The organism is Methylobacterium sp. 4-46 (genome assembly GCF_000019365.1).
GTDB lineage: Bacteria > Pseudomonadota > Alphaproteobacteria > Rhizobiales > Beijerinckiaceae > Methylobacterium.
Genome location: NC_010511.1, coordinates 7,525,893 through 7,545,042, shown reverse-complemented (window position 1 = coordinate 7,545,042; position 19,150 = coordinate 7,525,893). Strand labels below are relative to the sequence as shown.

The following is a 19,150-nucleotide window of genomic DNA, read 5'->3' as shown; positions in this document are numbered from 1 at the left end:
GCCGGCGGCGCCGTTCCGCGACGGCGCGAAGCGCCCTGGGGCGCGTCGCGACGGGTCGTACGAGATCCGACGGATTGCGTCGCCATGCGGATTTGGGTTTCGCTCAGGCGCCGCACGGGCGTGTCGGACGTTGTCCGGACGTGACCGTCCGGGAAGCGGATCAGGCCGTGCCCGGCGGGCCGTGCGACGCCGCGCGGCTCACTTCCACTGCTCGAAGGCCTCGCGCATCACCCGGTCGCCGGCGCTGCCCTTCTCGAAGGTCAGGATCGCCCGCCCGCCCGAGGCGTAGCGGATCGGCAGGTCGATCCAGTTGCGCCGCAGCATCAGGTCGGTGTTGCGCTCGATGTCGCCCTTGAGGTTCGAGAGGCCGATCAGGAAGATGTTCTCGCGCACGGGCACCGGCAGGCCGGAGACCGGGGAGCCGCGGGCGCTCTCGTCGTCCTTGAACTGCAGCAGGCCGACGTCGCGGACATTGCGCGAGGGGTCGGTCGGGGTGAAGGTCAGCTCGATCACGTGCGAGGCCGGCAGGGTCGCGTCGGTGTTGCGGCGGATCACCATGGCCACGGTCAGGCCGGCCTCCTGCGCTTCCGCGGTGGCGCGGACCACCGTCTGCAGCGGCTGACCCTGGCCGGCATTGACCGCATCGAGGCGCCAGACCACCTGGCCGGCGGCCGCCCGCGGCCCGTTATTCGGTCCGCCGGCCTCCTCGTAGAGGGTGGCGCGCTGGGCGATGGTGATGTCGGGGGCGCCGGCGCGGGTCGGCGGCGGGGCCGCCGCCGCCACGGGGGGCGCGGCCGGCGCGCGCTCGCCCCCGACGCGGTCGGCGAATTTGGAATCCTGCGGCTCGGGCGGGCGCTCGGCGGCGTTCTCGCTGATCTTCGACTGCACGGTCGCGGGGGTGTCGCGCAGCGACCAGGCCGCCGCCGCGATGGCGCCGATCACGGCCGCCAGCGCCGCCGCCACGATGCCGTTGCGCAACAGGCGCGAGCGGTCCCCCTTGGGCCGCACCACGTCGATGCGCGGCCGCTGCCGGGCCGGCGAATCGTCGGGGGCGAGGTCCGCCGCGGTCTCGACCGGGCGCGGGCGCTCGGGCTCGGGCAGCTTCAGGGCGACCGGGGGCCCGGGCTCGGGCAGGTCGGGCTCGGACGGGGGAGGCGGCTCCGCCGCCGGCGCGACCGCCGCCGCGGGCGCCTCGCCGGGGACGGCGGCCGCGGCGGCAGGCTCGGGCACCTTCGCGCCGAACTCGTCCTCGAGCCGGCCGATCGCGGCGTCGAGGGAGCGGCGCTCCGCGTCGATGTCCTCCTCGGAGAGGGGAGGGTCGAGGGAGCGCAGCTGCCCGGTCAGGGCCGCGCGCGCGCGCTCGTAGACCGCCTCGCGCATGTCCGGCGAGCGGTCGGGCAGCGCGTCGAGCGCCCGGGCGAGCAGGGGATAGTAATCTGCCATGATCCGGCGCCTGCCATGTCGCGGCAGAGCGGCCGCGTCAAGCTTCGCGGCGCCACACCCGGCCGCAAAGCCGACCGGCCTCAATCCTCGAAGGGCAAAGCCGACCGGCCTCAATCCTCGAAGGGATTGTGGACCAGGATGGTGTCGTCGCGCTCGGGCGAGGTCGACAGCAGGGCGACCGTGGCGCCGATCAGCTCCTCGATGCGCCGCACGTACTTGATCGCCTGGGCGGGCAGTTCGGCCCAGGAGCGCGCGCCCGCGGTGGTCTCGAACCAGCCGTCGATGGTCTCGTAGACCGGCTCGACCCGGGCCTGGTCCGCCTGACTCGCCGGCAGGTGGTCGATCAGCCTGCCGTCGAGGCGGTAGCCGGTGCAGATCTTGATCGTCTCGAACCCGTCCAGGATGTCGAGCTTGGTGAGCGCGATCCCGTCGATGCCGGAGGTGCGCACGGTCTGGCGGACGAGGGCGGCGTCGAACCAGCCGCAGCGGCGCTTGCGGCCCGTGACCACGCCGAACTCGCGGCCGCGCTCGCCGATCTTCTCGCCGATCGCGTCGGTGAGTTCGGTCGGGAAGGGGCCCTCGCCCACCCGGGTCGTGTAGGCCTTGACGATGCCGAGCACGTAGCCGATCGCCGAGGGGCCGAGGCCCGACCCGGTCGCGGCCTGCGCGGCGACGATGTTCGAGGACGTGACGTAGGGGTAGGTGCCGTGATCGACGTCGAGGAGCGCGCCCTGTGCCCCCTCGAACAGGATGCGCTGGCCGCCGCGCCGCGCCTCGTCGAGGAGCACCCACACCGTGTCGGCGTAGGGCAGGATCTTGGGAGCGATCGCGAGGAGCTCGGCCTTGAGCGCCGCCCCGTCCACCTCCTCGATGCCGAGGCCGCGCCGCAGGGCGTTGTGGTGGGCGAGGAGCCGCTCGATCTTGGCGCCGAGGAGCGCCTCGTCGGCGAGGTCGACCACCCGGATGGCGCGCCGCCCCACCTTGTCCTCGTAGGCCGGGCCGATGCCGCGCTTCGTGGTGCCGATCTTCAGGGTGGCGTTGGCGGTTTCGCGGAAATGGTCGAGCTCGCGGTGCAGCGGCAGGATCAGGGTCGCGTTGTCCGCGATGCGCAGGGTCTCGGGCGTGATCGAGACGCCCTGCGTGCCGATCCGCGCGATCTCGTCGACGAGGTGCCAGGGATCGACCACGACCCCGTTGCCGATCACCGAGAGCGTCCCGCCGCGCACGACGCCGGAGGGGAGCAGCGACAGCTTGTAGGTCACCCCGTCGATCACGAGCGTGTGGCCGGCATTGTGGCCGCCCTGGAAGCGCACCACCACGTCGGCCTGCTCGGCGAGCCAGTCGACGATCTTGCCCTTGCCCTCGTCGCCCCACTGGGCGCCCACGACGACGACGTTCGCCATCCTCTGATCCGATCCTGTGCACGCAGACGGACAGCCCCGGCGGCGGGCCGGGGCTGTCGCATCGGGCGGTCTTGGGCGATCCGGGCCGGGAAATCAAGGAAGGCCGGGGAACGCCGCGCGCCGCCCGACCCGCCTGCTCGGCCTCGCGCCGACTTGGCCTCGCCGACTTGGCCTCGCCTACTTGGCCTCGCCTACTTGGCCTCGCCTGCTTGGCCTCGCGCCTACTTGGCCTCGGTCGCCGGCCCGTTGCCCGGCAGGTCGCCCGGCCTGATCACCCGGGTGGAGTTCGGGTCGGGCACCGGCGGCTTCACGGTCATGTCGGGCGTGGCGGAGGTCGGCGGCTTCAGCACGCCGTCCGACCTCTCCAGCCTGTCGCTGAGGGTCGAGCCGGTCGCGTCGGTATCGGAGGGCGGGCGCATCTTCTCGGGGATGCGCTCGTTCGGCGGCGGCAGGGGCGAGGTGTCCCGCCCCTGGAGCGGCGCGCCGGGCGTTTGGGCCAAGCCCGCGGTCGTGAAGCCCGCGGTGGTGAGGCCCGCGGTGCCCATCAGCGCGGCGAGCGCGAGCACGGCACCGTGCGTCAGCTTCGGCATCTCTCTCTCCTGAGGTCTCGCCAGGGAAACCGGGCGGGGCGCCGTCCGGTTCCGGCAAAGCTCAGGAGGCCGGCGCGGGACCTCAGGCGGTCGCCATCTCCAGGTAGAGCCCGCGCAGGCGGCGGGTGTGGGGCCCGGGCTGGCCGCCGCCGACGCGCTGGCCGTCGATCTCGACCACCGGCATCACCAGGGCCGAGGCGCTGGTGAAGAACGCCTCCGCGGCCCGCAGCGCCTCGTCGAGGGAGAAGGGGCGCTCCTCGATGGTCAGGCCGGCCTCGGCGGCGAGGCGGATCACGGCCTCGCGGGTGATGCCGGGCAGGATCGCGGTCGAGAGCGGCCGGGTGACGATGCGCCCGTCCTCCGTGATGATGAAGGCCGTGGAGGAGCCGCCCTCGGTGACGAAGCCGTCCTCGTGCATCCAGGCCTCGTTGGCGCCGGCCGCCGCCGCCTGCTGCTTGGCCAGCACCTGCGCGAGGAGCGCCACCGACTTGATGTCCCGGCGCTTCCAGCGCAGGTCCTCGACCGAGATCACCTTGGCGCCGCGCTCGGCCAGGGGGTTGGCCGCGACGCTCTTCTCCTGCGTGAACATCACCACGGTCGGGGGCGTGCCGGCGGGCGGGAAGGGGAAGTCCCGCTCGTGGACGCCGCGCGTGACCTGCATGTAGACGAGGCCTTCCTTGAGGCCGTTGCGCGCCACGAGCCCCTCCTCCAGGGCGGTCCAGCCCTCCTGATCGAAGGGATTGGCGATGCCGATCTCCCGGAGCGAGCGGTCGAGGCGGTCGAGATGCGCCGCGTTGTCGACGAGCCGGCCGTTCAGCACCGCGCTGACCTCGTAGATCCCGTCCGCGAACAGGAAGCCGCGATCCATGATCGGGATCGCCGCCTCGGCGTAGGGGAGGAAGCGGCCGTTGACGTAGACGATGCGCGACATGGGTGATGGTCCTGCGGGGCAGCTTTTCCTTCAAGCATCGGAGACGATCCCGCCGCAAGCGCATTCCGCGGGCCTCCGGCATGCGGGGGAGGCGGTTGCGCCGCCCCGGGGCTCGGGGAGGGGCGTCCCCGGGGGGCCGAGCGGCCCTCAGCTCTCGCCGAAGACGCGGCGGAAGATCGTGTCGACGTGCTTGTAATGGTAGCCGAGGTCGAAGCAGGCCTCGATCGCCTCGGGCGAGAGCGCCGCGCTCACCTCCGGATCGGCCTTGAGCAGGGTCAGGAACTCGCCCTCGCCGCGCCAGACCGGCATCGCGTTGCGCTGCACGAGCCGATAGGCGTCCTCCCGCGACAGGCCGGCCTGGGTCAGGGCCAGCAGCACGCGCTGCGAGTGGACGAGGCCGCCGAGCCGGTCGAGGTTGCGCTGCATGTTGTCCGGATAGACGAGCAGCCTGTCGATCACCCCGGTGAGCCGCGCCAGGGCGAAGTCGAGGGTGACGGTGGCGTCCGGCCCGATCATCCGCTCGACCGAGGAATGCGAGATGTCGCGCTCGTGCCAGAGGGCGACGTTCTCCATCGCCGGCAGCGCGTAGGCGCGCACCATGCGGGCGAGCCCGGTCAGGTTCTCCGTCAGGACCGGGTTGCGCTTGTGCGGCATGGCCGAGGAGCCCTTCTGGCCCTCGGAGAAGTACTCCTCCGCCTCCAGCACCTCCGTGCGCTGCAGGTGGCGCACCTCGATCGCCAGCCGCTCGATCGAGGAGGCGATCACGCCGAGCGTCGCGAAGTACATGGCGTGGCGGTCGCGGGGGATGACCTGGGTCGAGACGGGCTCGGGCGTCAGGCCCATCTTCTCGGCCACGTATTCCTCGACCCGCGGGTCGATATTGGCGAAGGTGCCGACGGCGCCCGAGATCGCGCAGGTCGCGACCTCGCGCCGGGCCGCGACGAGCCGCTCGCGGGCGCGGGCGAATTCCGCGTGGGCCTGGGCGAGCTTCAGCCCGAAGGTGACCGGCTCGGCGTGGATGCCGTGCGAGCGGCCGATGGTCGGGGTGAGCTTGTGCTCGAAGGCCCGGCGCCGCAGGGCGGCGAGCAGCCCGTCGAGATCCGCCAGGAGGAGGTCGGTGGCGCGCACCAGCTGCACGTTGAGGCAGGTGTCGAGCACGTCCGACGAGGTCATGCCCTGGTGGACGAAGCGGGCCTCCGGCCCGACGATCTCGGCGAGGTGGGTCAGGAACGCGATCACGTCGTGCTTGGTGACGCGCTCGATCTCGTCGATGCGCGCCACGTCGAAGACCGCGTCGCGGCCCTTCTCCCAGATCGTCTCCGCGGCCTCCCTCGGCACGACGCCGATCTCGGCGAGCGCCGTGGTGGCGTGCGCCTCGATCTCGAACCAGATCCGGAAGCGCGTCTCCGGCGACCAGATCGCCGTCATCTCGGGGCGGCTGTAACGGGGGATCATCGGGCGCCTCGCATGCGGAAGGATCTGAGCATGCGGGCGCGGGTAGCACGGGGCGGGGAGGGGCTCAACGCGCCGCCGCGCCGCCGCGAACCGCCTTGACCCGCGAGGCGACCGCATGCCCTAACTTGACGTTGCGGCAGTTGGGATGCGTCGCCGCGGCGAGGCGCTGTCTTCGGGATGCGGAGCATGGCTGGATTGGCCGGACCGGACGGGAATGCCCGCGCGGCGGGTCGGGAGGCGGCCGGATGGCCGGGTGCCGGGCCGGCCGCCGCGGTCGCGGTGCTGACCGCGCTCCTCGGCTGGTTCTGGATCCTGCCCGCCACGCGGCAGGCGACCGGTCCAGACGCCGCGTCGGTGAGCCTCCTCGACGAGGTCGCCCCGGAGGATCTTCAGGATGCCGTGGCGACGCTCGACCCGTCGGATCCCCTGGTCGCGCAGATCCGGCAGCGGCGCGAACGCTGCGCCGTGAGGCTCGCCTGGGTGTCGATCGTGCGCGCACCGAAGGCGGCGGCGGGGTCGATCCGGCTGCGGTCGGGCCCCTACGTCTCTCCCGCCTTCAGCCTGCCCGATGCCCCGCGCCGCGTCGCGATCCCCTATCCGGCACCCTACGAGGCGGGACGCGGCACCCTCGCGGTCTTCCGCGCGGGCGGCGCCGCGACCCTCGCGCTGATGCCGGCGTGGCAGGTCCCGCCGGGAGCGGGCGAGGCGACCCAGCCGGTGACGTGGCGCCCCTCCGCGCGCTGCGGCCGCGCCGATGGCTAAGCCCTTGAGGTGGCTTCGCGACCAGCTCGGTCCGACACCGGTCGTCAGCCTGTGCATGCTCGCGATGGTGGGCCTGTCCATCCTGTCGGTGTTCCGCATCACGCCGACCGTCCCGGCCTGGCTGGGCTACGGCTCGCTCGCAACCCTGGTCGCGGATGCGAATGCCTGCGCGGTCTCGCGCGTGATGCGGCTCTGGCCGCTTGTCGCCGGCACGCGCCCGGGCGCCTTCCGCGTCGTCCCGACCGGCCCGCACGAGGCCGTCGCTTCGCTCGACCGGCTGATCGGCCTCGCCGAGGTGAAGGCGGAACTCCGCACGTTGATCGAGCGCCTCAAGGTCGAGGCCGCCCGCCGCGACGCGGGGATGCGGGTCAGCCCCCTCTCCCTGCACATGGTGTTCACGGGCCCGCCGGGCGTCGGCAAGACCGTGGTCGCCCGCCTGTACGGCGCCGCCCTGCGCGAACTCGGGGTTCTCGAGAGCGGCCACATCGTCGAGACCGACCGCTCCGGGCTGGTGGCGGGCTATGTCGGCCAGACCGCGCTCAAGACGCGCCAGCGCATCGCCGAGGCGCTCGACGGGGTGCTGTTCATCGACGAGGCCTACGCGCTCGCGCCGCGGCAGGGCGACGCGTTCGGCCAGGAGGCGATCGACACCCTCCTCAAGGAGATGGAGGACCAGCGCGACCGGCTGGTCGTCATCGTCGCGGGCTACCCGGAACCGCTGCAGGACTTCCTGCGCAGCAATCCCGGCCTGCCCTCGCGCTTCACGAAGACCCTGGCCTTCGCGCCCTACGACGACGAACTGCTCGCGATCATCCGGGCGATGGCCGAAGCGGAGGGGCTGCGCTTCGAGGACGGGTGCGACGCGCGCCTGAGGGCCTCCTTCGCGCGCGAGCGCGCGCGACCGAGCTTCGCGAATGCCCGGACCGCCCGAACCTTGCTCGAACGCGCGCGGGAGGCGCAGGCGGTCAGGATCGGGCCGCTTCTCGGTGCCGGCAGCGTCGATCTCGCGACCCTCACCGCCGCCGACGTCGAGGCGGCGACGGGGCGTGCCGCATGAGCGCGGCCCTTGCCAAGCTCGCCTACATCCACCGCCGTCTCTGGCAGCGGGACGGCACCTATCGGGCCGCCTTCCTGCTCGGGCCGATGCCGCTGCTGGGCGCCGCCGTCGCGGCCGCGCTCTGGTTCGGCCTCGCGGTGGCGGAGGCGCCCGCGCCGGCGCGCCCAGCCCCGCCTCCCTGGGCGGAGCCGCATGCCGGCCCGCTTCCGTCCGGGCCCCTGCGCGCCGAGCCGCCGGTCGCCCCGCTGCCCGCCGCGCGGGCGGGCGGAGGCTATGTCGGCTACGAGACGGGCTGGTACGGGACCCTGCACAAGGTGGAGATGAGCCCGAGCCTGGAGATCACCGTGGCGCCGACCCCCTCGGGCCGGTTCACGGTCGAGGACGCGCAACTCGACATGGGGCCGATCCTGACCGCGAGCGTCGCGGCCGCGCCCGCGAACTACCTCGGAACGGCGAATGCCCTCCTGGCCGTGCCGGCTCCGGGCTCCTACGGCTTCGGGATGCGGATCGAGCGCGGCGCGGGTCCGCCGGCCGATTGCCTGCGCCGCCTGATCGTCGCCGGCCAGCGGCTGTTCTCCGTCGTGAGCGTGAACCTCGGCGAGGGGACGACGCGCGACGTCCCGCCGGTCGCGCTGGACCTGACGCCAGGCCTCTCCCGCATCACCGCGTACTTCGGGTGCTGGCGCGACGGCCAGCCGGTCGGTCCGGCGCGGGGCGTCGTCCTCGTGCGCCGCCCCGGCGACGCGACCCCGCTGCCGGCCCGCCCAGGGGAGATCCTGCGCCCGATCCTGCCGCCCCACCGCGCCGAATGACCGACCGGGCTGCCTTCCCTCGGCGAACTCAGCCCACCCGCGCCCAGCCCTGCGGCATCAGGCGCTCCTGGGGCCCGAACTTGGCCTTGTAATCCATCTTGCGCGAACCCTCGACCCAGTAGCCGAGATAGAGGTAGGGCAGGCCGAGGAGCCGCGCCCGCTCGATGTGGTCGAGGATCATGAAGGTGCCGAGGGAGCGGTCGGCCTCGGACGGCTCGTAGAAGGAATAAACCATCGAGAGCCCGTCCGAGAGGACGTCGGTCAGGCAGACGGCGATCGGCGCCCCGACCCCGCGGCCGTTGATCGCCGTGTCCGGCCCGCGCTTGCGGTAGACGACGAGGTGCGTCTCGACGTGGCTGTCCTCGACCATCATGGCGTAGTCGAGCACGGTCATGTCGACCATGCCGCCGTCGCCGTGCCGGGCGTCGAGGTAGCGGCGGAACAGCGCGTACTGCTCCGAGGCCGGGCGGTTCGGCTGCGGCTGGCCCACGAGGTCCCGGTTGCGCTTCAGCACCCGGCGCTGGCTCGCGCTCGGCTCGAAATCCCCCACCACCACCCGCACCGAGACGCAGGCCCGGCAGGTCTCGCAGGCCGGCCGGTAGGCGATGGTCTGCGAGCGGCGGAAGCCGCCCTGGGTGAGGATCTCGTTGAGGTCGCGGGCGCGCCGCCCGACCAGGTGCGTGAACACCTTCCGCTCGTGCTGACCCGGCAGGTAGGGACAGGGCGAGGGCGCCGTGAGGTAGAACTGAGGGGCGTCGCGCGGATGGCTCGTCACGCTGGGGACCGCTCGCTGGGGCGGCGCGCGCGCACCGCGGACCCCACCATAGCACTCCCGTTCGGCGGCTCAACAAGGCCCCACGCACGAAGCTCCCGGCTCATCCCCAGCCCCCGCTCAGGCCACGCGCACGATCGCGAGGCCGACGACGAGGTCGTGGCCGGTGCGGCGATCCGCCCGCAGGAGACCGATGCCGACGTCGCACAGCCAGAGCAGGAAGGTCGAGACCGCCACGTAGAACAGCAGCGCGTGCACGCCCGCGGTGATCCAGTCGACCGGGGCGCCGGTCTCCGCCTGCACGCCGCGCAATCCCAGCATCCGCATGCCGTAGGTGCTCTGTCCGGCCCCGCCCAGGGTCATCGCGCTGTAGAGGATGCCGCTCGCCGGCAGGATCGCGAACAGGGTCCAGCCGAGGCCGAAGGTGATCACCCCCAGGAAGGCGATCGCGAGCCAGAGCAGGCAGGTGAAGCCGAAGATGAAGACGATGTCGAGGAGGTAGGCGAGGAAGCGCCGCGTCAGCGAGGCGTGCGCGACGGGCAAAGGCGTGCCGTAGCCGGGCGCGGCCTGCGGGTAGCCCTGCCCCTGCCAGCCCTGCCCCTGCCCCTGCCAGGACGGGTCCTGCCAGTTGTTGCCCTGCCACGAATTCGCCATCGCCCGCGCTCCCTCGGGTGCGTTCCGAAGATCAAGTGGCGTCGCGGCCGGCCTCGCTCAAGACCCGCCCTTCGCATCATCGGGCGGGGGTCGCCGGTTCGGCGGCAGGAATGGCGCGGGAGCAAGATTCCCGGCAGACTTGCCCCGCGCAAGTCTGCTCAGGCCGTCGCCGTGGCGGTGCCGTGCGGGCCGATGCGGCGCGGATCGAGGCCCTCGGCCGCGAGCGTCGTCAGGATCTCGGCGGTGTGGCCGGGGCCGCGGGTCTCGATGGTCACGTCGATCGTCACGCTCTTGGCCGGCACGTCGAGGTGGAGGCGCCCGTGCGACACCTCCAGGATGTTGACGCCGAGTTCGCCGAGGCGCCCGGTCACCCGCCCGAGCACGCCGGGGCGGTCGCTCGCGGTCAGGCGGAAGGAGACGATGCGGTCCTCCCGCTCCAGCTCGCGGACCATCACGGAGGCCAGGAGCCGCGCGTCGATGTTGCCGCCGCAGAGCACGAGGCCGACCTTGCGCCCGGCGAAGCGGTCGGGATGGGCCAGCAGGGCCGCGAGCCCGGCCGCCCCCGCCCCCTCGGCGAGGCTGCGCTGCAGGGTGGCGTAGTCGTGCACCGCGCGCTCGATCTCGGGCTCGCCGACGAGGAGGATCTCCCGCACCCGGTCGCGGATGATCGGCAGGGTGAACCGCCCGACCGTCTTGACGGCGATGCCCTCCGCCAGGGTCGGCCCGCCGATCGGGCGCGCGCCGCCGTCGATCGCGTTGAGGAAGGAGGGGTAGAACGCCGCCTCGACGCCGTAGAGGTCGAGGTCCGGCCGGGCGGAGGCGGCGACCGCCATCCCGGCCATCAGCCCGCCGCCGCCGATCGGCACCACGAGGCAGTCGAGGTCGGGCGCATCCTCCAGCATCTCCAGGGCGACCGTGCCCTGGCCGGCCATCACGGCCGGGTCGTCGTAGGGGTGGACCAGGACGAGGCCCCGCGTCTCGACGAGGTCGCGGGCGGTCTCGGCCGCCTCGACCAGCGTCTCGCCCTCCAGGAGCACGGTGGCGCCGTGGGCGCGGGTGTTCTCGACCTTCACGAGGGGGGTCGTGGCCGGCATCACGATCGTGGCCGGGATGCCGAGGCGCCTCGCGTGATAGGCCACCGCCTGGGCGTGGTTGCCGGCCGACATCGCCACCACGCCGCGGCGGCGCTCGTCGGCGTCGAGCCGGCTCAGGCGGTTCGCCGCGCCGCGCTCCTTGAAGGCCCCGGTCGCCTGCATGTTCTCGTGCTTGACGAAGACCCGGGCGCCGGTGACCTCCGACAGGCGCGGCGCCGGCACCAGCGGCGTGCGCAGCACGTGGCCCCGGATGGTCTCGGCGGCCCGGGCGACGTCGTCCGGGCCGATGACGTAGGGTTCGCTCAAGATACGCCCTCGCGCTCGGCGCCGCATCCGCGGCGATTCCCGCCGTCAGAATGATCCCGGCCGCCCGCGGAGTCGATGCGCGCGTCGGCACGGCCCACCGGCCAGGGGCGATCGCCCGGCCGCGGCGTCAGCCGGGGGCGGGCTCGGCCGCCGCCGCGTCGGGCGTGTCGAGGTAGTAGTGCTTGAGGAGGTAGAGGGCGGCCTCGCCGACCTGGCCGCGGTCGCTCAGCACCCCGCCGAGATCGACGCGGCTCATCTCCGAGAAGCGGCACACCACCCAGCGGGTGAGGGGCGGGCGCCCGGCGCGCTCCTCGACGAAGTCGATGCGGATGCTGCGGGGCGCGCGCCCGGGCGCGGCGCCGAGCACCCGCGCCCGCCCGCCCTCCGCCACCAGGGTCGGCAGCACGCGCCGGCAGACCCGCTCCTGGGCGGGGTCGAGGTCGGGCGCGCAGGCCGCGAGGGCGACCGCCGACGCGGCGAGGATGACGGCCGTCCTCACCCGGCCCGCAGGCGCTCCGCGACCCGCGGCGCGAAATAGGTGAAGATGCCGTCCGCGCCCGCGCGCTTGAAGGCCACCAAGCTCTCGATCATGGCGCGCTCGCCGTCGAGCCAGCCGTTCTGGGCCGCCGCCGCGATCATCGCGTACTCGCCCGAGACCTGGTAGGCGAAGGTCGGCACGCCGAAGCCTTCCTTCACCCGCCGGATGATGTCGAGGTAGGGAAGGCCGGGCTTCACCATCACGGAATCGGCCCCCTCCTCCAGGTCGAGCGCGACTTCGCGCAGCGCCTCCTCGGTGTTGCCGGGGTCCATCTGGTAGGTGCGCTTGTCGCCCTTGAGCGTCGCGCTGGTGCCGATCGCGTCCCGGAACGGGCCGTAGAAGGCGCTCGCGTACTTGGCCGCGTAGGCCATGATCTGCACGTCGCGGAAGCCCGAGCGGTCGAGCCCCGCGCGGATCGCGCCGACGCGCCCGTCCATCATGTCGGAGGGGGCGATCACGTCGGTGCCGGCCTCGGCCTGGATCAGGCTCTGCTCGACCAGGAGCGCCACGGTCTCGTCGTTGACGATCACGGTGTCGTCGAGGAGCCCGTCATGGCCGTGGCTGGTATAGGGGTCGAGGGCGACGTCCGTGATCACGCCGAGTTCCGGCACCGCCGCCTTCACGGCCCGCACCGCCCGGCAGACGAGGTTGTTGCGGTTGAGCGCCTCCGAGCCGGTCTCGTCCCGCAGCGAGGGCTCGACGTAGGGGAAGAAGGCGATGGCCGGGATCCGCAGGGCGGCCGCGCGCTCGGCCTCGCGCACCGCCTCGTCGACGCTCAGCCGCTCGACGCCCGGCATGGAGGGCACCGGCTCGCGCCGGCGCTCGCCCTCGATGACGAAGAGCGGCCAGATCAGGTCGTCGAGGGTCAGCACGGTCTCGCGCACGAGCCGGCGCGACCACTCCGCCTTGCGGTTGCGGCGCGGCCGCTGGGTCAGGGACAGGCCGGGGGCGGTCTCGGTCCGGGCGGCGTCGCGGGCGAGGGGCCGGACGAAGGGCTGGATCTGCGACATCGAATTCGAGACCTCCCGGACCCGCGGGCACGGGCCGCTGTCATTCTTCTCATGAAGCCCTAGCACAGACCCGCGCCGCCTCGGAACCCGTCCGGGACGGCCCCGGCCGCATGGCAGGCAGCAAACGGGCGCGCCCGTCGCGTTGACGCACTCCCCGGCGGCTGGTTTACGGCCCCAGCAGGTCAGGAAGGATGCCGATGGCGGGCGATATGGCGGGCGACGCGGAGACCCACGTCCTGGTCGAGCGGCGGGGGACGGCGGGGTGCCTCACCCTCAACCGCCCGCAGGCCCTCAACGCGCTCGATCTCGGCATGGTGCGGCGCCTGCGCGCCGCCCTCGACGCGTGGCTGGCGGATCCCGGGGTGACGCGCATCGTGCTGCGCGGCGCCGGGCGCGCCTTCTGCGCGGGCGGCGACATCCGGCACCTCCACGACGAGGCGCGGGCGCGGGGCCCGCGGGCGCCCGACGCCTTCTGGCGGGAGGAATACGCGCTCAACGCCCTGATCCACCGCTACCCCAAGCCGATCGTGTCGCTGATCGACGGGATCGTGATGGGCGGGGGCGTCGGGCTGTCGCTGCACGGCGCGCACCGCGTCGCGGGGGAGCGCTACCTGTTCGCGATGCCGGAGGTGGGGATCGGCTTCTTCCCGGATGTCGGGGCGACCTACGCGCTGCCGCGCCTGCCGGGCGCCTTCGGAACCTACCTCGCCCTCACCGGCGACCGGGTCGGGCCGGGGGACGGCCTCGCCTTCGGGCTCGCGACGCGGGCGGCGCCGGCCCCCGCCTTCGAGGCGATCACGGAGCGGCTCGCCGCGGGGGAGCCGGTCGAGGCGGCGCTGGGCGAGAGCGAGGCGCCCCCGCCCGGGCCGCTCCACGCCGCCCGCGAGGTGATCGATTCCTGCTTCTCGGCCGAGAGCGTGGCGGCGGTGCTGGCCCGGCTCGACGCGGCGGCGCGGGAGGGCTCCGGCTTCGCGGGCAAGGCCGCCGCCACGATCCGCACGCGCTCGCCCACCAGCGTCGCCGTCGCCTTCGCGCAGATGCGCCGGGGCATCGCCATGAGTTTCCCGGAGGCGATGCTGACCGAGTACCGGATCGTCACCCGCATCCTCGAAGGACACGACTTCTACGAGGGGGTGCGCGCCACCCTGATCGACAAGGACGGCGCCCCGCGCTGGCGGCCCGAGCGCCTCGAGGCGGTCACGGCGGAGGCGGTGGAGGCGCATTTCGCGCCCCTGCCCGACGAGCCCCGGTTCGCCTGAGATGCGCGGCCTCCCCAGGGCCCGCAGCGGCCCCTCGCGCGGCCTCGCCCTGTCGGAGGACGGGGGCGACCGCATCGAGCGCAATCCTCAGCCGCCCGGCACCCGCTGGGACGTGGTGCTGATCTGGCTCATGCGCATGGTCGCGGTGATCTGGATGATCAAGGGCCTCAGCGCCTGGGCGGAGATCCTGGGCGCCCGGCCCGGCGCCCAGCCCTTCGAGGGCGCCCCGGTGGGGCGTCAGGCGGTCATCATCTATTTCGGGGTGATCGACCTCCTGGCCGCGGTCGGGCTCTGGCTCGGCACCGCCTGGGGCGGCGTCGTCTGGCTGCTCGCCGCGACCTCGGCCTTCGTGCTGGCGCTGCTCACCCCGCAGCTCCTGCCGATGAGTGTGCCGAACCTTGCCTTCGACGGGACGATCGTCGTCCTCTACTTCACCGTATCCTGGCTCGCCTCGCGCGAGATGCGGTGACCGGGGACGCCGGGGCCGCGACCGGCGGCTTTATCGTCGATTTACCCACATCGGTAAATCGAGAATTTAGCGTATCGTTTAAACCCACATTCACGGGGGCCTCCTAGGTTGGCTGCATAAGCGGAGCGGACAACACCGCCCAGCAGGCAGTACAGAGAGGCGAAACCATGAAGAACCAGGCGTTGAAGGTGGCCGAGCAGGCCCGGGCCCCGGAAGCCGCGCCGGTGGTGCGCAACCAATACCTGGAGGCCCTGCACCTCGTCGAGCGGCTGCACCGCCGCCTGCTCGACGTCATCAAGGACGAGTTCGAGCGCCGCGGCCGCGAGGACGTCAACAGCGTGCAGGCGCTGCTGCTCTACAATATCGGCGACAAGGAGCTGACCGCGAGCGAGCTGCGCACCCGCGGCTACTATCTCGGCTCGAACGTCTCCTACAACGTGAAGAAGCTGGTCGAGACCGGCTACCTGCACCACGCCCGCTCGAAGACCGACCGGCGCTCGGTGCGGATCAGCCTGACCGATAAGGGCCGGGAGGTGCACGAGATCGTGCGCGGCCTCTACGACAAGCACGCCCGGACGATCCAGCCGATCGGCGGCATCTCGGAGGACGATTTCGTCCGCCTGAACCAGTCGCTGGCCCGCCTGGAGCGGTTCTGGACCGACCAGATCCGCTACCGCCTGTGAGCCGGCGCGGCCTCCGTCGACAGCCGGGCCGCGGCGTCCTACACGCGGGGATCGGACCGGAGGACGCGATGCTGGGACGGATGGATCGGGGCGGAACGGGCGAGGCGGTGGTCGAGTACGGCGACAGCAACCTGAGGGTGGTGCGCCCGGGCCGCTTCGTGCGCTGCGCGGTGACCGGCGCGGAGATCGCCCTCGACGACCTGCGCTACTGGAGCGTGGCCCGCCAGGAGGCCTATGCCGGGCCGGAGGCGGTGATGCAGCGGCTGCGGGAGACGGGGCGGCCCTGACCGCTCAGGGCCCGGCCCGCCCCCTCAGCAGGGCCGCGAGGCGCGCGCGCAGGAGCGCCGCGTCGTCCGGCGCGAGCGCGAGCCGCACCGGCAGCACCGCCACCGCCATGGCGGCGGGCAGGCGCACGCGGTCCTTCTCGGTGGTGACGAGGGTCAGGCCCCGCCGCGTCGCCTCCCGCTCCAGCGCCGCGATCTCCCCCGCCCGGTAGGCGTGATGGTCCGGGAAGGCGCGCGTCCCGCGCAGCTCCGCCCCGACCGCGCGCAGGCTCTCGAAGAACTTGTCCGGCCGGCCGATCCCCGCGAAGGCGAGGACGGGGCGGCCGCGCAGCGCCGCGGCGGCCGCCGCGTCCGGCGCGAGCCGCCCGCGCAGGGCGGGCAGGCCGCGCGCCGCCGCCGCCGCGAGGAGCGGGCGACCCTGCGCCGCGTCCCCGATCACCAGCACGGCCGAGACGAGGGGCCACTGGGCGCCGAGCGGCGCCCGCAGCGGCCCGGCCGGGAAGGGCAGGCCGTTGCCGATGCCGACCCCGGCGTCGAAGACGGCCAGGGACCAATCCTTGCGCAGGGACGGGTTCTGCAGCCCGTCATCCATCACGATCACGTCGGCGCCGGCGGCCGCGCAGGCCGCGGCGCCGGCCGGGCGGTCCCGGGCGACGATGGTGGGCGCCGCGCGGGCGATGAGCAGGGGCTCGTCCCCGACCTCGGCGGCGCCGTGGGCGGCGGGATCGACGCGCAGCGGCCCCGGCAGGGACCCGCCGTAGCCCCGGCTCAGGAAGGCGGGGCGCGCGCCGAGCTCCCGCAGCAGGGCCGCGAGCGCCAGGGCGGTCGGGGTCTTGCCGGCCCCGCCCAGGGTGACGTTGCCGACGCAGACGACCGGGCAGGGGGCCGGCGCGCCAGGCCGGGCCATTCGCCGCGCCGCGGCGGCGCCGTAGAGCGCCCCGACTGGCGCGAGCAGCCGGGCCGGCAGGGAAGGCGGATCGCGCCACCAGAAGTCCGGGGCCCGCATCCTCAGCCGAACCGGCCGCTGATCTTCATCTGGCAGATGAAGGGTTCGAGGGCCGCCATGGTCCGGTCGAGGGCGCCGCCGCAGGCCGTCACCGCGCGGCGCCCGGCCGCCGCCATCGCGGCGCGGCGCGCCGGGTCGGCGAGGAGCCGGCCCAGGGCCTCCGCGAGGGCGTCCTCGTCGGCCACCGCCAAGGCGGCCCCGGCCTGTCCCAGCACCGCGTAGGCCTGGGCGAAGTTCCGGACATGGGGCCCGTGCAGGATCGGGGTGTCGAGCCGGGCCGGCTCGATCGGGTTCTGGCCGCCGCGCTCGACCAGGGATCCGCCGATGAAGGCGACGGGCGCGAGGCGGTAGAACAGGCCGAGCTCCCCGATCGTGTCGGCGACGTAGAGATCGGTGCGCGCGTCGGGCAGGCCGCCCTGGCTGCGCAGCGCGACGCGCAGGCCGGCGGCGCGGCCCGCCGCGGCAATCTCGGCGCCGCGGCGCGGATGGCGCGGCACGACGAGGGTGATCAGGCCGGGGCGCTGCGCGGCGAGGCGCCGATGGACCGCGATGATGCCCGCCTCCTCGCCCGGATGCGTGCTGGCCGCGAGCCAGACCGGCCGCCCGGCCAGCATCGCCGAGAACTGGGCCAGGGCCTGCGGGTCGGCCGGCGGGGCGGGGGCGTCGAATTTCAGGTTCCCGGACACGACGACCCGCGGCGCCCCGAGCCGGAGGAAGCGCTCGGCCTCCTCGCGGGTCTGGACGAGGCAGATCGCGATGCGCGAGAGCACCGCCCGCGCCAAGGCCGGCAGCCGGGCCCAGCCCCGGGCGGAGCGCTCCGACATGCGGCCGTTGACGAGGATCAGGGGCACCTGGCGGGCATCGAGGGCCAGGATGGTGTTCGGCCACAGTTCCGATTCCGCCACGATGGCGAGGTCCGGCCGCCAATGGTCCAGGAAGCGCGCCACGTAGCGCGGCGCGTCCAGGGGTGCGAATTGGTGCAGGGCGCCCGCGGGCAGGCGGGCGGCGACGAGGTCGGCCGAGGTTCGGGTGCCGGAGGTGACCAGCACCGTGAAGCCGCGGCGGGCGAGGCGGTCGACGAGCGGCAGCAGCATCAGGGCCTCGCCGACGCTGGCGCCGTGCGCCCAGACGAGGGGCCCGGCGGGGCGCGGCTTGCCGGCGCGCCCGACGCGCTCGGGCAGCCGCTCCGGATCCTCCTTGCCCTTGCGGCGGCGCCAGGCCAGCAGGCCGATCAGGGCCGGTTCGAGGGCGAGGAGCCCGTGATGGTAGGCCCGCAGCAGGAACGGCATGGCGGGGGCGCTCATCCGGCGCCCCGCTCCGGCCCACGCTCGCGGGAAGGGGCGGACGGACCGCCGGGACAGCCGGTGGGAAGGCGGCCGGTGCGGAGGACAGGGCTCATGAGATGACGCTGCGGCGGACCTCGGGCGAGGCCGCGGGGAGCCGGCGCCGCGGGGGACCGACTCGGACCCCACCCGCCGTATCCCGCTTCCGGAGCCCGCCGTCTAGCGCCCCCTGAGTGCAGGGCGCAACCTCGCGCGGGCCCCGATCCGCGCGTCGCGGCGGGGCGTGCGGGCGCCGCGGGCGCTTGCGGCGCCGCGCGGCCTTGGTCATAAGCCGCCCGGCGGCGGGGAGTCGTTCCGGGCCGCCACCGGAGGCGCCCCCGCGTTCGCCGTCGCGATGTTCCGCCTCGCCCACCTCACCGATCCCCATGTCGGGCCGCTCTCGCGCCCGCGCCTGCGCCAGTTGCTCAGCAAGCGCGCGACCGGCTGGGTGAACTGGAGCCGCGGCCGCAAGCTGACGCACGACATGGCGGTGCTGGAGGCGCTGGTCGCCGACCTGCGGGCGGCCGCGCCCGACCACATCGCCTGCACGGGCGACCTCTGCAACATCGGATTGCCGAGCGAGTGGGAGACCGCCCGGATGTTCCTGGAGGCGCTGGGCGGGCCCGAGGCGGTGAGCTTCGTGCCGGGCAACCACGACGCCTACGTGCGCGGCTCCCTCGACGGGCTCCTCGACGCGGTCGGCCCCTGGACGCGGGACGATGCCGGAGGCGAGCGCGCCTTCCCCTACCTGCGCCGCCGCGGGCCGCTCGCCCTGGTCGGGCTGTCCTCGGCGATCCCGACCGCGCCCTTCGTGGCGAGCGGCCGGCTCGGAACCCGCCAGATCGCGGCGGCCGAAGCGCTGCTCGGCAGCCTCGCCCGCGAGCCGGAGGCGCCCTGCCGCGTGGTGATGATCCACCACCCGCCCCATGTCGGCGGGGCCCTGCCCGGGCGCAACCTGACCGACGCGTCCGCCGTCGAGGCGATGATCCGCCGGGTCGGCGCGGACCTCGTCCTGCACGGCCACAACCACGTCGGCTCGGTCGCCTTCGTGATCGGGCCGGACGGGCGGCGCGTGCCGGTGATCGGGGCGCCTTCCGCCTCGGCCCGCGGCGGCGCGCTGAGCCACTGCGCCGGCTACCACCTCTACGAATTCGCCCGGACCGCGACGGGCTACGCCGTCACCGCGACCCTGCGCGGCCTGCTCCCGGACGACCGCATCGGCGACCTCGGAATCCTCACCCTCTACGGCTGAGCGGGCGCGATTCGCCGCGCGCCGAACAATCCGCGCGGCCCCCGCGTT

Annotated in this window: 20 protein-coding genes; 8 read left to right on the top strand and 12 right to left on the bottom strand. The window is 74.0% G+C overall.

What is annotated here, in order from left to right; all coding sequences use genetic code 11:
* Positions 1-198 precede the first annotated feature (198 nt).
* From M446_RS33165 to purB, 5 genes are all read right to left on the bottom strand, one after another.
* Positions 199-1,443: a hypothetical protein gene (locus M446_RS33165; RefSeq protein ID WP_012336465.1), complete on the bottom strand. Its 1,245-nt coding sequence runs from the start codon at positions 1,441-1,443 to the stop codon at positions 199-201.
* A gap of 110 nt (positions 1,444-1,553) precedes the next feature.
* Complete coding sequence (locus M446_RS33160) at positions 1,554-2,846, bottom strand: adenylosuccinate synthase (protein ID WP_012336464.1); 1,293 nt, start codon at positions 2,844-2,846, stop codon at positions 1,554-1,556.
* A 221-nt stretch (positions 2,847-3,067) separates the two neighbouring features.
* Positions 3,068-3,436, bottom strand: a complete 369-nt coding sequence (locus M446_RS33155) for a hypothetical protein (RefSeq protein ID WP_012336463.1) — start codon at positions 3,434-3,436, stop codon at positions 3,068-3,070.
* An 82-nt stretch (positions 3,437-3,518) separates the two neighbouring features.
* A complete protein-coding gene (locus tag M446_RS33150) occupies positions 3,519-4,367 on the bottom strand; it encodes a D-amino-acid transaminase (protein WP_012336462.1) in 849 nt (282 codons plus the stop codon).
* A 147-nt stretch (positions 4,368-4,514) separates the two neighbouring features.
* Complete coding sequence (gene purB / locus M446_RS33145) at positions 4,515-5,822, bottom strand: adenylosuccinate lyase (protein ID WP_012336461.1); 1,308 nt, start codon at positions 5,820-5,822, stop codon at positions 4,515-4,517.
* A gap of 186 nt (positions 5,823-6,008) precedes the next feature.
* Between purB and M446_RS33140 the strand changes: the two genes are divergently transcribed.
* Genes M446_RS33140 through M446_RS33130 form a run of 3 tightly spaced genes read left to right on the top strand, consistent with a single transcriptional unit; the run spans position 6,009 to position 8,453 of the window.
* Positions 6,009-6,584 (top strand): hypothetical protein, encoded by a 576-nt coding sequence (locus tag M446_RS33140; protein WP_265576488.1) that lies wholly within the window; start codon positions 6,009-6,011, stop codon positions 6,582-6,584.
* 4 nt (positions 6,585-6,588) lie between these two features.
* Entirely contained in the window at positions 6,589-7,641 is a 1,053-nt protein-coding gene (locus tag M446_RS33135; protein WP_265576487.1) for an AAA family ATPase, read from the top strand.
* A complete protein-coding gene (locus M446_RS33130; protein WP_012336458.1) occupies positions 7,638-8,453 on the top strand; it encodes a hypothetical protein in 816 nt (271 codons plus the stop codon). The genes M446_RS33135 and M446_RS33130 overlap by 4 nt, the downstream gene beginning before the upstream one ends.
* Positions 8,454-8,481: 28 nt before the next feature.
* On the opposite strand, the gene M446_RS33125 is transcribed toward M446_RS33130, so the two are convergent.
* From M446_RS33125 to hemB, 5 genes are all read right to left on the bottom strand, one after another.
* Positions 8,482-9,228 carry an arginyltransferase gene (locus tag M446_RS33125; RefSeq protein WP_012336457.1) on the bottom strand — a complete coding sequence of 249 codons (747 nt, stop codon included), beginning with the start codon at positions 9,226-9,228 and terminating at the stop codon, positions 8,482-8,484.
* Between the two features lie 117 nt (positions 9,229-9,345).
* Positions 9,346-9,879 carry an RDD family protein gene (locus tag M446_RS33120; protein ID WP_012336456.1) on the bottom strand — a complete coding sequence of 178 codons (534 nt, stop codon included), beginning with the start codon at positions 9,877-9,879 and terminating at the stop codon, positions 9,346-9,348.
* Between the two features lie 158 nt (positions 9,880-10,037).
* Entirely contained in the window at positions 10,038-11,279 is a 1,242-nt protein-coding gene (locus tag M446_RS33115) for a threonine ammonia-lyase (protein ID WP_012336455.1), read from the bottom strand.
* 127 nt (positions 11,280-11,406) lie between these two features.
* On the bottom strand, positions 11,407-11,778 hold the full coding sequence (locus M446_RS33110; protein WP_012336454.1) for a hypothetical protein: 372 nt from the start codon (positions 11,776-11,778) through the stop codon (positions 11,407-11,409).
* Positions 11,775-12,827 (bottom strand): porphobilinogen synthase, encoded by a 1,053-nt coding sequence (gene hemB / locus M446_RS33105; protein WP_012336453.1) that lies wholly within the window; start codon positions 12,825-12,827, stop codon positions 11,775-11,777. The genes M446_RS33110 and hemB overlap by 4 nt, the downstream gene beginning before the upstream one ends.
* A gap of 197 nt (positions 12,828-13,024) precedes the next feature.
* Between hemB and M446_RS33100 the strand changes: the two genes are divergently transcribed.
* From M446_RS33100 to M446_RS33085, 4 genes are all read left to right on the top strand, one after another.
* Complete coding sequence (locus M446_RS33100) at positions 13,025-14,086, top strand: enoyl-CoA hydratase/isomerase family protein (RefSeq protein WP_012336452.1); 1,062 nt, start codon at positions 13,025-13,027, stop codon at positions 14,084-14,086.
* Position 14,087: 1 nt separating this feature from the next.
* Positions 14,088-14,555: a DUF6163 family protein gene (locus tag M446_RS33095; RefSeq protein ID WP_012336451.1), complete on the top strand. Its 468-nt coding sequence runs from the start codon at positions 14,088-14,090 to the stop codon at positions 14,553-14,555.
* A gap of 167 nt (positions 14,556-14,722) precedes the next feature.
* Positions 14,723-15,238, top strand: coding sequence for a transcriptional regulator LdtR (ldtR, locus tag M446_RS33090; protein WP_012336450.1), 516 nt, complete (start codon positions 14,723-14,725; stop codon positions 15,236-15,238).
* 68 nt (positions 15,239-15,306) lie between these two features.
* Positions 15,307-15,525, top strand: a complete 219-nt coding sequence (locus M446_RS33085) for a DUF2093 domain-containing protein (protein WP_012336449.1) — start codon at positions 15,307-15,309, stop codon at positions 15,523-15,525.
* Between the two features lie 4 nt (positions 15,526-15,529).
* Here M446_RS33085 and lpxK read toward each other — a convergent pair whose 3' ends face one another.
* Together lpxK and M446_RS33075 are read right to left on the bottom strand one after the other, a co-directional pair.
* A complete protein-coding gene (gene lpxK, locus M446_RS33080) occupies positions 15,530-16,528 on the bottom strand; it encodes a tetraacyldisaccharide 4'-kinase (protein WP_012336448.1) in 999 nt (332 codons plus the stop codon).
* A 2-nt stretch (positions 16,529-16,530) separates the two neighbouring features.
* The gene (locus tag M446_RS33075) at positions 16,531-17,832 is read right to left on the bottom strand and encodes a 3-deoxy-D-manno-octulosonic acid transferase (RefSeq protein ID WP_012336447.1); all 1,302 of its coding nucleotides are present in this window, start codon (positions 17,830-17,832) and stop codon (positions 16,531-16,533) included.
* 373 nt (positions 17,833-18,205) lie between these two features.
* Between M446_RS33075 and M446_RS33070 the strand changes: the two genes are divergently transcribed.
* The gene (locus M446_RS33070; protein ID WP_012336446.1) at positions 18,206-19,102 is read left to right on the top strand and encodes a metallophosphoesterase family protein; all 897 of its coding nucleotides are present in this window, start codon (positions 18,206-18,208) and stop codon (positions 19,100-19,102) included.
* Positions 19,103-19,150: the final 48 nt, after the last annotated feature.

Bases quoted from the DNA above. Each gene is read 5' to 3' on its own strand.
- hemB (WP_012336453.1), bottom strand. From the start codon at position 12,827: ATGTCGCAGATCCAGCCCTTCGTCCGGCCCCTCGCCCGCGACGCCGCC.
- M446_RS33085 (WP_012336449.1), top strand. From the start codon at position 15,307: ATGCTGGGACGGATGGATCGGGGCGGAACGGGCGAGGCGGTGGTCGAG.
- M446_RS33100 (WP_012336452.1), top strand. From the start codon at position 13,025: ATGGCGGGCGATATGGCGGGCGACGCGGAGACCCACGTCCTGGTCGAG.
- M446_RS33160 (WP_012336464.1), bottom strand. From the start codon at position 2,846: ATGGCGAACGTCGTCGTCGTGGGCGCCCAGTGGGGCGACGAGGGCAAG.
- M446_RS33130 (WP_012336458.1), top strand. From the start codon at position 7,638: ATGAGCGCGGCCCTTGCCAAGCTCGCCTACATCCACCGCCGTCTCTGG.
- M446_RS33075 (WP_012336447.1), bottom strand. From the start codon at position 17,832: ATGAGCGCCCCCGCCATGCCGTTCCTGCTGCGGGCCTACCATCACGGG.
- M446_RS33070 (WP_012336446.1), top strand. From the start codon at position 18,206: ATGTTCCGCCTCGCCCACCTCACCGATCCCCATGTCGGGCCGCTCTCG.
- ldtR (WP_012336450.1), top strand. From the start codon at position 14,723: ATGAAGAACCAGGCGTTGAAGGTGGCCGAGCAGGCCCGGGCCCCGGAA.
- M446_RS33150 (WP_012336462.1), bottom strand. From the start codon at position 4,367: ATGTCGCGCATCGTCTACGTCAACGGCCGCTTCCTCCCCTACGCCGAG.
- purB (WP_012336461.1), bottom strand. From the start codon at position 5,822: ATGATCCCCCGTTACAGCCGCCCCGAGATGACGGCGATCTGGTCGCCG.
- M446_RS33095 (WP_012336451.1), top strand. From the start codon at position 14,088: ATGCGCGGCCTCCCCAGGGCCCGCAGCGGCCCCTCGCGCGGCCTCGCC.
- M446_RS33120 (WP_012336456.1), bottom strand. From the start codon at position 9,879: ATGGCGAATTCGTGGCAGGGCAACAACTGGCAGGACCCGTCCTGGCAG.
- M446_RS33140 (WP_265576488.1), top strand. From the start codon at position 6,009: ATGGCTGGATTGGCCGGACCGGACGGGAATGCCCGCGCGGCGGGTCGG.
- lpxK (WP_012336448.1), bottom strand. From the start codon at position 16,528: ATGCGGGCCCCGGACTTCTGGTGGCGCGATCCGCCTTCCCTGCCGGCC.
- M446_RS33155 (WP_012336463.1), bottom strand. From the start codon at position 3,436: ATGCCGAAGCTGACGCACGGTGCCGTGCTCGCGCTCGCCGCGCTGATG.
- M446_RS33165 (WP_012336465.1), bottom strand. From the start codon at position 1,443: ATGGCAGATTACTATCCCCTGCTCGCCCGGGCGCTCGACGCGCTGCCC.